General features: G+C 59.3%; 15 protein-coding genes. 6 read left to right on the top strand and 9 right to left on the bottom strand.

Going from position 1 to position 12,274, the window contains the following annotated elements; translation table 11 throughout:
* Nucleotides 1-46 precede the first annotated feature (46 nt).
* Nucleotides 47-1,117, bottom strand: a complete 1,071-nt coding sequence (locus QM780_RS01065; protein ID WP_415068631.1) for an ROK family protein — start codon at nucleotides 1,115-1,117, stop codon at nucleotides 47-49.
* Nucleotides 1,118-1,286: 169 nt separating this feature from the next.
* Between QM780_RS01065 and QM780_RS01060 the strand changes: the two genes are divergently transcribed.
* A complete protein-coding gene (locus tag QM780_RS01060) occupies nucleotides 1,287-1,505 on the top strand; it encodes a hypothetical protein (protein ID WP_415068630.1) in 219 nt (72 codons plus the stop codon).
* A 48-nt stretch (nucleotides 1,506-1,553) separates the two neighbouring features.
* Here QM780_RS01060 and QM780_RS01055 read toward each other — a convergent pair whose 3' ends face one another.
* Nucleotides 1,554-2,144, bottom strand: a complete 591-nt coding sequence (locus tag QM780_RS01055) for an NADPH-dependent FMN reductase (RefSeq protein WP_415068629.1) — start codon at nucleotides 2,142-2,144, stop codon at nucleotides 1,554-1,556.
* Between the two features lie 170 nt (nucleotides 2,145-2,314).
* Here QM780_RS01055 and QM780_RS01050 point away from each other — a divergent pair, with 170 nt between their 5' ends.
* Complete coding sequence (locus QM780_RS01050) at nucleotides 2,315-3,988, top strand: FAD-dependent oxidoreductase (RefSeq protein WP_415068628.1); 1,674 nt, start codon at nucleotides 2,315-2,317, stop codon at nucleotides 3,986-3,988.
* 97 nt (nucleotides 3,989-4,085) lie between these two features.
* Nucleotides 4,086-4,580 (top strand): hypothetical protein, encoded by a 495-nt coding sequence (locus tag QM780_RS01045; protein ID WP_415068627.1) that lies wholly within the window; start codon nucleotides 4,086-4,088, stop codon nucleotides 4,578-4,580.
* A 27-nt stretch (nucleotides 4,581-4,607) separates the two neighbouring features.
* On the opposite strand, the gene QM780_RS01040 is transcribed toward QM780_RS01045, so the two are convergent.
* On the bottom strand, nucleotides 4,608-4,901 hold the full coding sequence (locus tag QM780_RS01040; protein WP_415068626.1) for an MliC family protein: 294 nt from the start codon (nucleotides 4,899-4,901) through the stop codon (nucleotides 4,608-4,610).
* A gap of 399 nt (nucleotides 4,902-5,300) precedes the next feature.
* Here QM780_RS01040 and QM780_RS01035 point away from each other — a divergent pair, with 399 nt between their 5' ends.
* The gene (locus tag QM780_RS01035) at nucleotides 5,301-6,059 is read left to right on the top strand and encodes a type 1 glutamine amidotransferase (RefSeq protein ID WP_415068625.1); all 759 of its coding nucleotides are present in this window, start codon (nucleotides 5,301-5,303) and stop codon (nucleotides 6,057-6,059) included.
* A 142-nt stretch (nucleotides 6,060-6,201) separates the two neighbouring features.
* Complete coding sequence (locus QM780_RS01030) at nucleotides 6,202-6,471, top strand: hypothetical protein (protein ID WP_415068624.1); 270 nt, start codon at nucleotides 6,202-6,204, stop codon at nucleotides 6,469-6,471.
* A gap of 33 nt (nucleotides 6,472-6,504) precedes the next feature.
* Here QM780_RS01030 and QM780_RS01025 read toward each other — a convergent pair whose 3' ends face one another.
* Nucleotides 6,505-7,371 (bottom strand): hypothetical protein, encoded by an 867-nt coding sequence (locus tag QM780_RS01025; RefSeq protein WP_415068623.1) that lies wholly within the window; start codon nucleotides 7,369-7,371, stop codon nucleotides 6,505-6,507.
* 324 nt (nucleotides 7,372-7,695) lie between these two features.
* On the opposite strand from QM780_RS01025, the gene QM780_RS01020 reads away from it, so the two are divergent.
* A complete protein-coding gene (locus QM780_RS01020; RefSeq protein WP_415068622.1) occupies nucleotides 7,696-8,061 on the top strand; it encodes a carboxymuconolactone decarboxylase family protein in 366 nt (121 codons plus the stop codon).
* Nucleotides 8,062-8,079: 18 nt separating this feature from the next.
* On the opposite strand, the gene hypB is transcribed toward QM780_RS01020, so the two are convergent.
* The 5 genes from hypB to hypD form a co-directional block, all read right to left on the bottom strand.
* Complete coding sequence (gene hypB / locus QM780_RS01015) at nucleotides 8,080-9,030, bottom strand: hydrogenase nickel incorporation protein HypB (RefSeq protein ID WP_415068621.1); 951 nt, start codon at nucleotides 9,028-9,030, stop codon at nucleotides 8,080-8,082.
* On the bottom strand, nucleotides 9,030-9,368 hold the full coding sequence (locus QM780_RS01010; protein ID WP_415068620.1) for a hydrogenase maturation nickel metallochaperone HypA: 339 nt from the start codon (nucleotides 9,366-9,368) through the stop codon (nucleotides 9,030-9,032). The genes hypB and QM780_RS01010 overlap by 1 nt, the downstream gene beginning before the upstream one ends.
* Nucleotides 9,369-9,432: 64 nt before the next feature.
* On the bottom strand, nucleotides 9,433-10,038 hold the full coding sequence (locus QM780_RS01005; RefSeq protein ID WP_415068619.1) for a HupE/UreJ family protein: 606 nt from the start codon (nucleotides 10,036-10,038) through the stop codon (nucleotides 9,433-9,435).
* A 34-nt stretch (nucleotides 10,039-10,072) separates the two neighbouring features.
* Entirely contained in the window at nucleotides 10,073-11,143 is a 1,071-nt protein-coding gene (gene hypE, locus QM780_RS01000; RefSeq protein ID WP_415068618.1) for a hydrogenase expression/formation protein HypE, read from the bottom strand.
* Entirely contained in the window at nucleotides 11,140-12,270 is a 1,131-nt protein-coding gene (gene hypD, locus QM780_RS00995; RefSeq protein ID WP_415068617.1) for a hydrogenase formation protein HypD, read from the bottom strand. Before hypD ends, hypE begins: the two co-directional genes overlap by 4 nt.
* Nucleotides 12,271-12,274 lie beyond the last annotated feature (4 nt).

Here is a 12,274-nt window from a genome sequence, read left to right as displayed (position 1 = left end):
GAAGCCTGTAACTTACGGAACAAAAAACGGACTAAGGCCAAATATTTCAATCGTCCATTTTCACGTGGCGATTTGTAAAGCGGGCGTTGCCAAGCCCCGTCCCGATGGTCAACACGGCCCAACGGTTCCGCTCCTGCATTCTAGGTAATTCGCTCAACCCCTGCACGACCGCATCGTTGTGCATGACGACCATCGTTTCCGAACCGCCTATCTCCGGAATGGCCGCCTTTATCGCCGCCGGAAGATGGAAGCCGCGGCTCTCCCAATTACCGGGAAGATTCTGGCCGCCTCTGTCGATCGAACCGTCCTCACGGATGATCCCGGGGCAGCCGATGCCGATGACCGGCGCTAAAGCAAACTTTTCTTTCTCGTTCCAGCGTATCTGGGCCTCGAGCATTTTCACCAGCCGGGCGACCGCTTCGGTGCGATTGGTCTCGGCATCGGCATGACACCAGATTTCCGAATTGACGATTTTGCTTTTCCGCAGATCGTTCGCTTTCTTGAGATTGAGCTGAACGGTACCGGCGCGGATGTTCGTTCCACCGATATCGACGGCCAGCATCGTATCGTGCCCCTTGAGCATCCAGGCCGGAAGCAGGTGAGCCACGCCGAGAAGGCCGGCTTCGTCCGGATCATTATCGATCAGCTCGATATCGACGTTCACATCGTCGGCTTTCAGAATGAGACCCGTGCGAGCAGCCACGAGTTCCCCTATTCGGCTACCGCGAAATCCGCCACCGACGACAATCGCTTCCGTCCCCTTCCACGCCTCTGTTTCCAGAAAGCGGCGGATGACCTCGGCGAATTGCTGCGAAAATTCCTCGACCGCGCTTTGCACGATACCTGCCGCCTCGGCGGCGCCTGTTTCAAGCTCGTCCGCCAGATCCTGCTTGGTGAGGGTCTGCGTGCTGGCACCGCCAAACGGATCCTCGCCGATTTTCCTCAACGGCTTTCGCCACTTCTCGACGATCTCCCAGAACGCGCTCTTGCTCGCCTTGTCGCCGATGAACCCATCCCCGTCGCGTACTTCGATGTTGTAGCTATCAATGGTGACACTCGGCAGAACCGCAGCGCCGTGAGTGGGAAGATCGGATCTAGGAGAATTCGGCTTGTCCATCAAAGACAACGACGCCGAAGGGATCCGATAAGTTCCGCTTCGCTGAATGAAATTGTGACAGTCGCGGCCTGATCAATGTGGCACCGCGATCCGCCAAACACTTGATGTGGCTCACCCGATATGCGTATTGAACCCTGAAAGTCGTGTGAGTAAACGTAGGGTGAGCAACATGACATCGGAAAGCGATATCAAAGAGGCCAGATCCGAAGCCCGGCTCATACTCGACCTCAGAGAAGAAGAGGTCGTGAGAATCTTCTTCCAGCACACCATGCGCCGCAATCTAACGCGCACCGTTCGGCACCTCGACCGGCTGGTGCAATGCGGCGGCGACGATCGCACTCTCGGCGAAAGCGCACTGCAAAGATTGGGGTTTGCGACCCAACACTGAGGGCCACCAGCCGATAACGTCGAGTGGCAGGCAGACAACATCTCTGACTTAGTACGGCGGCGGCTTTTTTTGCCGCTGCGTTTTTGCAGCTTCCGTCCACCACGCCAGATCGTCTGCGAACCGTGGAAACGCTTTCTCCAGCGCATCGCCCGCGTTGCCCAATGGCTCTCCATTGGGCCCGAGCGTTTGCCCGATCGGCCCGACGGAAAGCGTGCTCGATACGACGATCATTCCCATTTCCGACAGCGTTCCATGCCATGCGGTCGCCGATCGCACGCCCGAAAGCCGCCCCGCCGAATAGCTCGCGATCGCGGCGGGCCGCCAAAACCACTCCTCAAGGAAATGGTCGGTGAGATTTTTGAGGCCGGGCTGAACGCCCCAATTGTACTCGCCGACGACGAACACGAACGCGTCGGCGCTTTTTATTTTCTCCGCCAGCGCCTCAAGCGCCTCCGGTGCGGTGCCGGGTTTGTATTCTTTGTACATTCGGTCGAGCATCGGCAAATTGACCGCCTTCGCGTCGATGAACTCGACGTCGAGGCCCCGCTTTTCCAATCGCTCGACAACGAAATCTGCGAGCCGGATGCCCATCCGATCGCTGCGATAGGAACCATAAAAGACGAGAACTTTATCTGTCACGCGAACCTCCCAAGCGTCGAGGTGCGACCTCGTAAAGCAGAAAGAAGCAATGCATCCATAATCCTGGCGTCCTTTCCGTCCAATGGAAAATGCGTTGCCCGCAATATCGTTGCGCATTCGCGAAAACCCGACATATTTGCAAGCAGCCAAACGAACACACGCGAGCGCATATGGCACCTGACGGGCAATCGGTCGAAAACAGACGCGGGCAGATGTTTCCGCTGCTCTCCTCGCACGAGATTGAACGCATCCAAAAATTCGGCGAATTGCGATCGTTTGCGCCGGGTGAGGCCGTCGTGGAAGTCGGCAAGGTTGGCCCCGGCTTGCTCGTTCTGCTTGAGGGCCATGTCGATGTCACGCGACGCGACCTCGCGAGCGAAGGCAGTCTTATCGTTACCCATGAACCCGGATCATTTCTCGGCGAACTCGCTCAGCTTTCCGGACGGCCCTCGCTCGTCGATGCGCGCGCGACGGGTAAGGTGAAGGCGCTCGTCATTCCGACGGACAAATTGCGTTCGCTGCTTATCGCCGAGGCCGAACTCGGCGAGAAAATCATGCGCGGTCTTATCCTCCGCCGTGTGGGTCTGATCGAAACCGGCACCGGCGGTCCGGTCATCGTCGGCACGGCTGGCAGCAGCGATGTTATGCGCCTTGAGAATTTTCTCGCGCGCAACGGTCACCCGCACACGGGCCTCGACCCCAAGACCGATGCCGAAGCCCGCGCATTGGTCGAACGCTTCAATCTAAAGCCTTCCGATCTTCCAATCGTCCTTTGCCCGCGCGGCGACCTTCTCCAGAATCCAACCGAGTTGAAGCTGGCACGCTGTCTCGGCCTTGTAGGCCCGCTGGACGGCGAACATCTCTACGATGTCGCGATCGTGGGCGCCGGACCGGCCGGAATGGCAGCTGCGGTATACGCGGCTTCCGAAGGTCTATCCGTGCTTGTTCTCGATTGCCGCGCGTTCGGCGGCCAAGCCGGAGCATCCTCTCGCATAGAAAACTATCTCGGTTTCCCGACCGGCATCACCGGCATGGCCCTGATGGCCCGTGCTTTCAATCAAGCTGGGAAATTCGGCGCTGAATTCGCGATCCCATCGGAGGTCGTCGGCCTCGAAATACCGGCGAACGGACACCGTGAATTTTTCACGTTGAAGCTATCGGATGACCAGCGCGTACGCGCCCGTACCGTCGTGATCGCGAGCGGCGTTCGATATCGCCGCCTTGGCATCGACAATTTGCACGAGTTCGAGGGCAGCAGCGTCCACTATTGGGCGTCTCCGCTAGAAGGCAAATTGTGCTCGCGGCAGGAGGTCGTATTGGTCGGCGCCGGCAACTCTGCCGGTCAGGCAATCGTCTATCTGGCCGGACGCGCCGAAAAAGTCTGGCTGCTCGCTCGCGGCGGCGACATATCGGCGAGCATGTCCCAATATCTCGTCGATCGGATCCGTGGTCTTCCGAACGTCGAGATACAGACGCAATCTGAAATCACCCAACTCGAAGGCGCTGACGGCATCCTCGACACCATAACGTGGCGCACGGCGTCCGGCGAAGATTGCTGCCGCAAGATCCGTCACCTGTTTCTTTTCATCGGCGCCGATCCCGAGACTGCGTGGCTGACGGACACCGGCGTCCGCCTCGATCCCAAAGGCTTTGTGCTGACGGGCTCGGACGCCGCCCGACAAGGTGCCTCGCTTGAAACAAGCATCCCCGGGATTTTCGCTATCGGTGACGTCCGCGCCGGTTCGATCAAACGCGTCGCCGCCGGTGTCGGCGAAGGCGCCCAGGTCGTCGCTGCTCTTCATGGCTTTCTTGCCGCGCAACACGCGGCCCATCCGGCGGCATAGCGCGATCAACCGTATATCGGCCGTTCATCTGAACTAGAAGACAATCGCCCGGACGCCCCTGTAGTCTATCGGCGACCCGGATAAGGAGAAAAAGCGAATGACGAGCTTGCGAGCATTGGCTCTTGCCGCGATGGCGACTGCGGTCTGGGCGTCCCCAGGCCGCGCCGATCAATGCGAAGCCGTAGCGGCGAATGTCGGCGCGCAAGTTCCCGAAATCAAAGTCGCCGGCCACGCGACAGTCGACCAGACGGTCGTCGTCACGCTGAAAAATCCCGACATCGACGAACTGACGCTGACTTGCGAAAATGGCGATGTCGAGCGTCAGCCCGAACTGACGGCGAAGGCCAATGCGACATGGCCGTCGTCGAATTTCTACGACGTCCTCGCATCCGCCGGCGCAGTCATATCTGCGAGCACAACTTCGGCCATCCGAAGCGGATCGGTGCTTTGCGCGCAAAGAGCGATGAACGCCAACGACAACAGCGCGATTTACGACGTCAACGGCATCCATTTTGAATGCGTGACGACGACGGGAACCGGCGGTTCGACGCGTATCCGCATTTCGAAACTCAAGGAAGCACCTCCGCAATAAGGCAGGCTTTTGCTTCCGCGGACCGACTCAGCTTTTGCACGTCGTCCGGTTTTGTCCGCGCGTCAGCGTCGCATCCCTGCCCTTGATCCAGAATTCGGTGTCGCCCACCGCATATCGTCCCCCGTCTGCAGACAGCACCTGCGGCAGCGTGAGTTCGTCTTTGCCTTCGAACTTCAGTTGCGCCGAAGACGGCTTGAACGACGCGCTGAGCTTCGTCCCGTCCGCGCAGACATAGTGAAATTCGTCCTGCGCGTAAGCGCCGGACAACGGCAGCGATGAAACGCAAACAATGCCGAGAATAGCGATGGTGGCTTTGGCCATGAAGGTCTCCCGTATATTGCGACCTTCGATCTACACTCTCCTTGGCTGAAAGTCCGATGAATGAAAATAAAAAGCCCTGACACGCCTGCCCGCGCCCTCGAATTGTGTGCGGACAGGCGCTCGCGAGGACGCCAGCGGGATTGGCGCCCCTCGAAACTCGTCAGATTTTTTGGATTTTCCCCCCGCGGAGAATCTGTACCGAGAGTACCGCGACAGCCTTAATGCTTTCTTTCCAGCGCCTCGGCATCGCCGAGACTTCGCACATGGACCAGATCAAAAGCGGCGGCCTTGCGGTCAAGTCGAAAAATCGAAAATGCGCTATTTGCCTTTCTTCACAAGCCTAATGGTTCGGTACGCTCGGCCCAATCGATTGCGTGTGCCGAAGGGGTGCCATCAACCGTGAACATTCTTGTCTTCCAGCATGCCACCTCCGAAAATCCCGGCAGCTTTTGCGAATTATTTCACGCCGACGGCGCCGCGCTCCACATCATAGAATTCGATCGCGGTCAAAAGCCGTCGGCTCTCGAGCGCTTTGATTTTCTGATGGTCATGGGCGGACCGCAGAATGTTTGGCAGGAGGACGAATACCCCTGGCTCAAAGACGAGAAAGCGGCAATCCGTGAGTTCGTGCTCGAAATGCAGCGGCCCTATCTCGGCATCTGCCTCGGCCATCAACTGCTCGCCGAAGCAGTCGGCGGCAGGGTTGAGGCAGCGAAGACCGGTGAAATCGGCGTTCTGACCAACACCAAAACCGACGCCGGACGCCGCGATCCGGTCGTCAGTTCCCTTCCCGATCCCTTCACCGCATTGCAGTGGCACGGAGCTGAAGTGACCGCGCTGCCGCAAGACGCCGAACTTCTCGCAAGTTCCCCGCTCTGCCCCGTACAGGCGTTTCGTTACGGCGACCGCGCCTATGGCTTCCAAGGGCATATCGAAGCAACGCGCGACACGATTCGCAAATGGGCGAAGCTCCCCGAATACGAAAAGTGCGATGATCCGGCATACAGTCCGGACAACATCAATCGTTTGTCACGCAGCGTCGAAGCCAATCTCACCGATATCAACGCCGTCGCTCGCACGGTCTATGAGACTTTGATCCGTCCGGCCATCATCAAGACCACTTGGACGCGCCGGCAGGCCGACGGGAACTCCCGCTAGCCCGCCGATGCCCACGGAAATATTCCCCTCTCGCCTAAGGTTTCGTTCCGCTGCGGCGAAGAGGGCAGGAAAACAAATCGAAACTTGTTGACGCGGATCTCTCGCCGCATCAGAGCAAAGGCGGCAGCCGGGGGATATGGCGATGGACACTGCGTGGTATGTGCTCGGCCCGATATGGCTGCTCATCATCGGCTACTTGATCTACGCGTTTACGCGCAAGAAGCCGGTCAGTACCTGCACACGGGCCGAGCTCAAGGTCCTCAATTTCGTCTCCAATAATCCCGCCAGCAGCACAGTTCCCGACCGTGGCGACGTTGTCGACCGGCTGATCGACAAAGGCCTGCTCGAGGAAACATCAAACGGATATCGCGTGACCGGCAAGGGCCGCGAAGAACTGGCGAAGGACGTCTGATCCAATCCGGGCATTCGCGGCCGAGGCCGCGCATCAGCAAGTGCGATTGAGTTCCCAGATCACCGCCAGTCCCCCAAGCCTCGCCCGCAACCCGGATACCACCGCATCGTTGAGCGCGTAGCCTTCGACGACGACGCACCTTTCCGCGAGCCGTATCCGATCAACGACCACATCGATAAAGTCTTCGAGGATCTTGCCCGTCTCATTGTTCAGGCTTTCGATAGCCTCGCGAACGCTGGGCTGCCGGCGGAAAAACTCTGCGGCCGCAGACGACGGTCCCGCTCCGCGAACCAAAGCCCTTATCAGTTTGTCGAGACTGAGAACCTGCCCCGCCATTTTTCCAAGTTCTCGGCTGAGCGTCGTCTTGCCGGCCATCGGCGATCCCCTGACCAATAACAGGATCGGCTTCCTCGGCGCGCATTGGAGAACCCGCGCCGGCGGACCGGGCCTAGCTGACGGAGACAAGTCCCGGACGGCGTAATCCGCCAGCCAATCGTCGACCACCATCGACTTGGACGGCATGTCGACCGAAGGACCTAGGCCGGAGCCGAACACATCGTCGATTTCGCTGTCATGGAATTGCATGTCGAAGAGAAGAACGCCGCCGTCCTGCAAAAAGTGCTTCCAGAGACCGAGATAGCGGCGGACCATCTCGTGGTTGGTTGGCAAGCTCGTCAACACGACGATGTCGAGTTTGTCTCCGCTCACCCCGTACCGAGCCAGGTGAGCTGTGAGCGCCTCCCTCGTGTAGATGTCCGCAGACAACGCCCCGGGCTCGATCGGACAAACGATCACCTTGCCCGCCCCACGCCGTTCGAACTCGTCTGCCAACCCTGGTTCGGTTTGTCCAACCAGCAGCACCGATCTCGCCTGCAAATCTGCAGGCAGGCAAAATGTCATGAACCGGTCGTCGAGATAGGACATAAAGAGGCTGGCGGTCCGCGTCGAAATGAACCTAGGCCGAGAGCTATAGTCCAAATCCGACCTCATGAACGAGGTGGGATTTTTTCCCGTCCGCGTCGAAGAGCGACGCCGTGATACGGAATAGCCTGACCGTTCGAGTTGATCGCCCGCCGGAAAGCGCGCAGCGGGCCCGCGACCTCGAAACACCTCAGATTCAATGTCTTTCGCCGAAAATCGGCCGGCAAAATTTGACCCACGTCATGGCTGGCCCCCGCCTCAATGCGGTCGTTGCTTGTCACTGGCAACAAGGCATTCGCAGATATGAAGACCGACTATATCGAGATTACCAAAAACATTGGCGCAACCCTCAAAGAGCTTCGCGGCGGTTCGCCCGACGTCATGAAAGCCTTCGGCGCGCTCGCGCAGGCAGCCACCAAGGCGGAAGCGTTGGACACGAAGACAAAAGAGCTGATCGCCCTCGCCATCGGCGTCGCGGTCCGCTGCGAAGACTGCATCGCGTTTCACGCCAAGGCGGCTGTCGCTCAAGGAGCATCCGACGCAGAAATCTTCGAGACCCTCGGGATGGCGATTTATATGGGGGCGGGCCCATCGGTCATGTATGCCGCCCACGCCGTAGACGCAGTTCGCCAATTCGAAGCTGCCACGAACCCGCCAAGCCCTCCGTAACGAAAAGAGGCCCGGCGCTCAATGATGAGCGCCGGAAAGCTCTCCCGGTCTTGGTTCTCGTGAGCCTTTGACGGCATCTGACTGAACGCGAAGCCAGTCATACCAAAGATCGAGGCCCTCCCCTGTACGCGCCGATAAGGAAAGGACCGTCGCGCGAGGATTGACTGCTTTCACATTCTCGATTGCCTGCTCGATATCAAAATCCAAATGGGGCAACAGGTCGACCTTATTCAGCAAAACGAGATCAGACGCGCGGAACATGTGCGGGTATTTCAGCGGTTTGTCCTCGCCTTCCGTCACTGAAAAAACGGCGACCTTTGATCGTTCGCCAAGATCGAAGAGGGCTGGGCAGACAAGATTGCCGACGTTCTCGATTAGAACGATCGAGCCGAAGGCGGGCTTCAGTTCTTCGAGGCCGCAAGCAACCATATCGGCTTCGAGATGGCAGCCCGTACCCGTATTGATTTGAATGCAAGGCGCCCCTGCGGCGCGGATGCGCTCTCCATCCGCCGAAGTTGCCTGATCCCCCTCAAGAACGAAAAGGTCGTTCTTCGTTTTCAGATCTCGGATCGTTCTTTCGAGTAGCGTCGTCTTGCCGGCGCCCGGTGAGCTTACGACGTTGAGAGCGAGGATCTCCCGCCCTGAGAACCATGCACGATTGAGGCTTGCGAGCCTGTCGTTCTTCTCCAGCACCCGCGCTTCGAGTTCCACAATCGAAGCTGCACCGGTCCCATGCGACCCAGGTTCGTGATCATGGTCATGGAAGCGCTCATGATCATGATGATGTTCGCTGTGGTCATGCGCATGGCTATGTCGCGTCCCGTCGGGGTGCAGATGTTCGTGCGCATGCCCGTGCTCGTGATGATGATGATCGTGGTGAGAGTGATCGCTCAGTTCCCGCGCTTCCCTCGTCTCGAGATTGGTCAGCGTTGTCTTGGCTCCGCTGCTGCATCCGCAAGTCGTACACATCAGGCCGCCTCCTCCAACTCTAGCGATTTGATATTCAGTTCTTCGCCGCCGATCAGCTCAACGTCCCGGCTGCCGCAGGGACAGGGGGAATAGAGCGTCGGCGCCGGAAACTCGGAGCCGCACGAACGGCAGCGGCCCCGACCGTCGATCGCGCGAATGTCGAGACGGGCGCCCTCGATAGGCGTCTCAGCGGACACGACGCCAAAGCAGAATGCGATTGCATCGGCCATGACGCCCGAAAGCGCACCGACTTCGAGCGTGACGGCTCGAACGCGGCGCCCATTGGCGGCTTCGGACGCGATAGCCACGATATTCCGAGTAATGCTGAGTTCGTGCATGGCGTCGCGTCCCGATCGTCTCACGGCGCGACGGCATCCTACCGTCGCGCCGCTTTGCGCAAACTCACGTTGCGAGCCAACCCGCCAAAATGGACACGCCAGCGATGGCTCCGGCAACGCCCGCGCATTTCTTCATGATAGCCGCGGGTGTTTCTCCCAATCGATCAAGGCTGAGGCCGAGAGCAATACCCGTGATGTGGAGAAGCGCAGTCGCGCCGACAAAGCCCGCCGCATAGGGAAGAAAGCTGACTCCAATGCCTATACCCTCCGATCCGTGCGCGTGGCCGTGGAACAGTGCAAACAGCCCGACCAGCGCCATCGCGGCAATCGTCGGCAATCTCACGCCCAAAGCGATCGCGAGACCCATGACGACGACCGAAGCACCGATACCTTCCTCGACCATTGGCAACGGCCAGCCATAATAGCCGAGAGCGCCGCCGAAGATCATTGTGCCGACGAAGGCGGAAGGCACGAGCCAGAGCGCGGCGCCGCCGAGATTGGCAGCGAACAGGCCGACCGCAACCATAGCCAGCACATGGTCGATACCCGTCAGCGGATGCATGAAGCCATGACTGAACGTATCGACCGGACCCACTCCAACGTGGGCGAACGCCGGTCCGGCAGTCATGAAAAGCGCGGTGCATGCGAGTAAAGGCAATTTTCGTAACATGGCATTTCTCCCGGTGGATGTTTTTCTCAAGACGTCAGCAAATTCGAGGAAGCTGCTCGCCGACCAGCATGTCGACAATCCGTTCGCCGCCGAACACTGTCTTCATCGTCACGCGGCCGGGCTCTCCCTGCCCGACTTCTCCGATGATCTCGGCGTCGCACCCCAACGGGTGGCAACGTAAAGCCTGAAGGGCCGCATCGGCCTCGTCGGCAGGAACCACCGCGACGAGCTTTCCTTCGTTTGCGAGATAGAGCGGGTCGAGGCCCAGAATTTCGCAAAAGCCCTTCACTTCCGGTCGTATCGGGGTGTGCTCCTCGTCAACCGAAATCGAAACGCTTGAGGCGTCCGCGATCTCATTCAGAACAGTCGCGATGCCTCCGCGCGTTGCATCGCGAATGGCGCGTGTGCGCGGCGCTGCTTCGAGAAGAGTGGCGATCAGCTCGTGCAGAGGCGCGCAGTCGCTGACGATAGGGCTGTCGAGTGCCATATCGCCCCGCGCGCCGAGGATCGCAGCACCGTGATCGCCAAGCAGGCCATTAACGAGAACGATATCGCCGGGTCTCACCTGATCGACGCCAAGACAAATTTCGTCGGCGATGACGCCGATGCCGGTCGTCGTCAGGAAGACCTTGTCGCAAGCGCCCTTGTGGACGACCTTGGTGTCTCCGGTGACGATCCTTACGCCGGCGGCCTGCGCCGTCTCGGCCATCGAGCGCGCAATTCTTCGCAGAAGCTCGACGGGCACACCTTCTTCGATAATGGCGGCGCAGGAAATATAGAGCGGCTTGGCACCTCCGACGGCGAGGTCGTTGACGGTGCCGCAAATCGCCAGTTTGCCAATGTCGCCTCCCGGAAAGAACAACGGATCGACGACGAAGCTGTCGGTGGTGAACGCAACGCGATCTCCGAGCTTGGTCAAGCCCAGAAGGTCGATGCGGGCCTGGTCTTCAAGCGCATCGGGAGCGCCGCCGCCGAATACTGAGATGAACACGTCGTCGATGAGGTCCTTCATCGCCTTGCCGCCGCCGCCGTGCGCAAGCGTGACGTTCGGAACCGATACGGTGCCGAGCTTGCGATGCGGTCGATTGATCGGAATGACATTCATGACGCCACCGACTGCTTTTTCACGCCGCCGTACTGGTAATAAGCCGCACAGGCGCCCTCCGAGGAAACCATCAGCGCACCCAGCGGCGTCTCGGGCGTGCATGTCGTTCCGAAGACCTGACATTGCCACGGTTTGATGAGACCTTTGAGAACGCTCCCGCATTGGCACGCCTGCGGATCGGCGACCTGGATATTGGGCATCGCGAATTTGCGTTCCGCATCGTAACGCGCGTAGGCCTCACGGATTTTTACACCTGAATGGTCGATCGATCCGAGACCGCGCCATTCGAAGAATTCGCGCAGCTCGTAGACCTTGAATACGGCATCGAGCGCGCGGCCGTTGCCTTCTTCAGGGACAATGCGCGTATATTGGTTCTCGATTCCGGCGCGACCGTCCTTGATCTGTTTCAGAACCATCCAGATCGATTGCAGAACATCGAGCGGTTCGAAGCCGGCAACGACCATCGGCCGCTTGTAATAGTGAGCAACAAATTCATAGGGGTTCGTGCCAATGACCATCGACACATGCCCAGGTCCGAGGAAGCCGTCGATCTGCATGTCTGGATCGTCGAGGATCGCCTTGATCGTCGGCACGATCGTGATGTGATTGCAGAACACGGAAAAGTTCGTGATGCCTTCGTCTTCGGCCTGCAGGATCGTCAACGCCGTCGACGGCATCGTCGTCTCGAAGCCGATACCGAAGAACACAACTTCGCGTTCCGGATTTTTGCGGGCAAGCGCGAGCGCATCCATCGGTGAGTAGACCATGCGGATGTCGGCGCCGTCCGCTTTCGCCTGCAGAAGGCTCTTGCGAGAGCCCGGAACACGCATGGCATCGCCGAAAGTTGTGCAGATTACGTCGGGTCGCTCGGCCACTGCGACACAATCGTCGATGCGGCCCATCGGCAGCACGCAGACCGGACAGCCGGGACCGTGGACGAGTTCGATCTCCTTGGGCAGCATGCCTTCGAGACCGTAGCGAAATATCGAGTGCGTGTGGCCGCCGCAAACTTCCATGATCGCGATCGGGCGTTCCTTCGCGACATCGATCTCACGCACGAGGGCATCGATTTCCTTCACCAGTGCTTTGGCTTTGTCGCGATCGCGAAATTCATCGACGTACTTCATCACA

This window comes from Hyphomicrobium sp. (assembly GCF_047600905.1).
Taxonomy (GTDB): Bacteria; Pseudomonadota; Alphaproteobacteria; order Rhizobiales; family Hyphomicrobiaceae; genus Hyphomicrobium_B.
The sequence above is the reverse complement of the archived record's forward strand: the minus strand, read 5'-3'. Positions and strand labels throughout refer to the sequence as shown.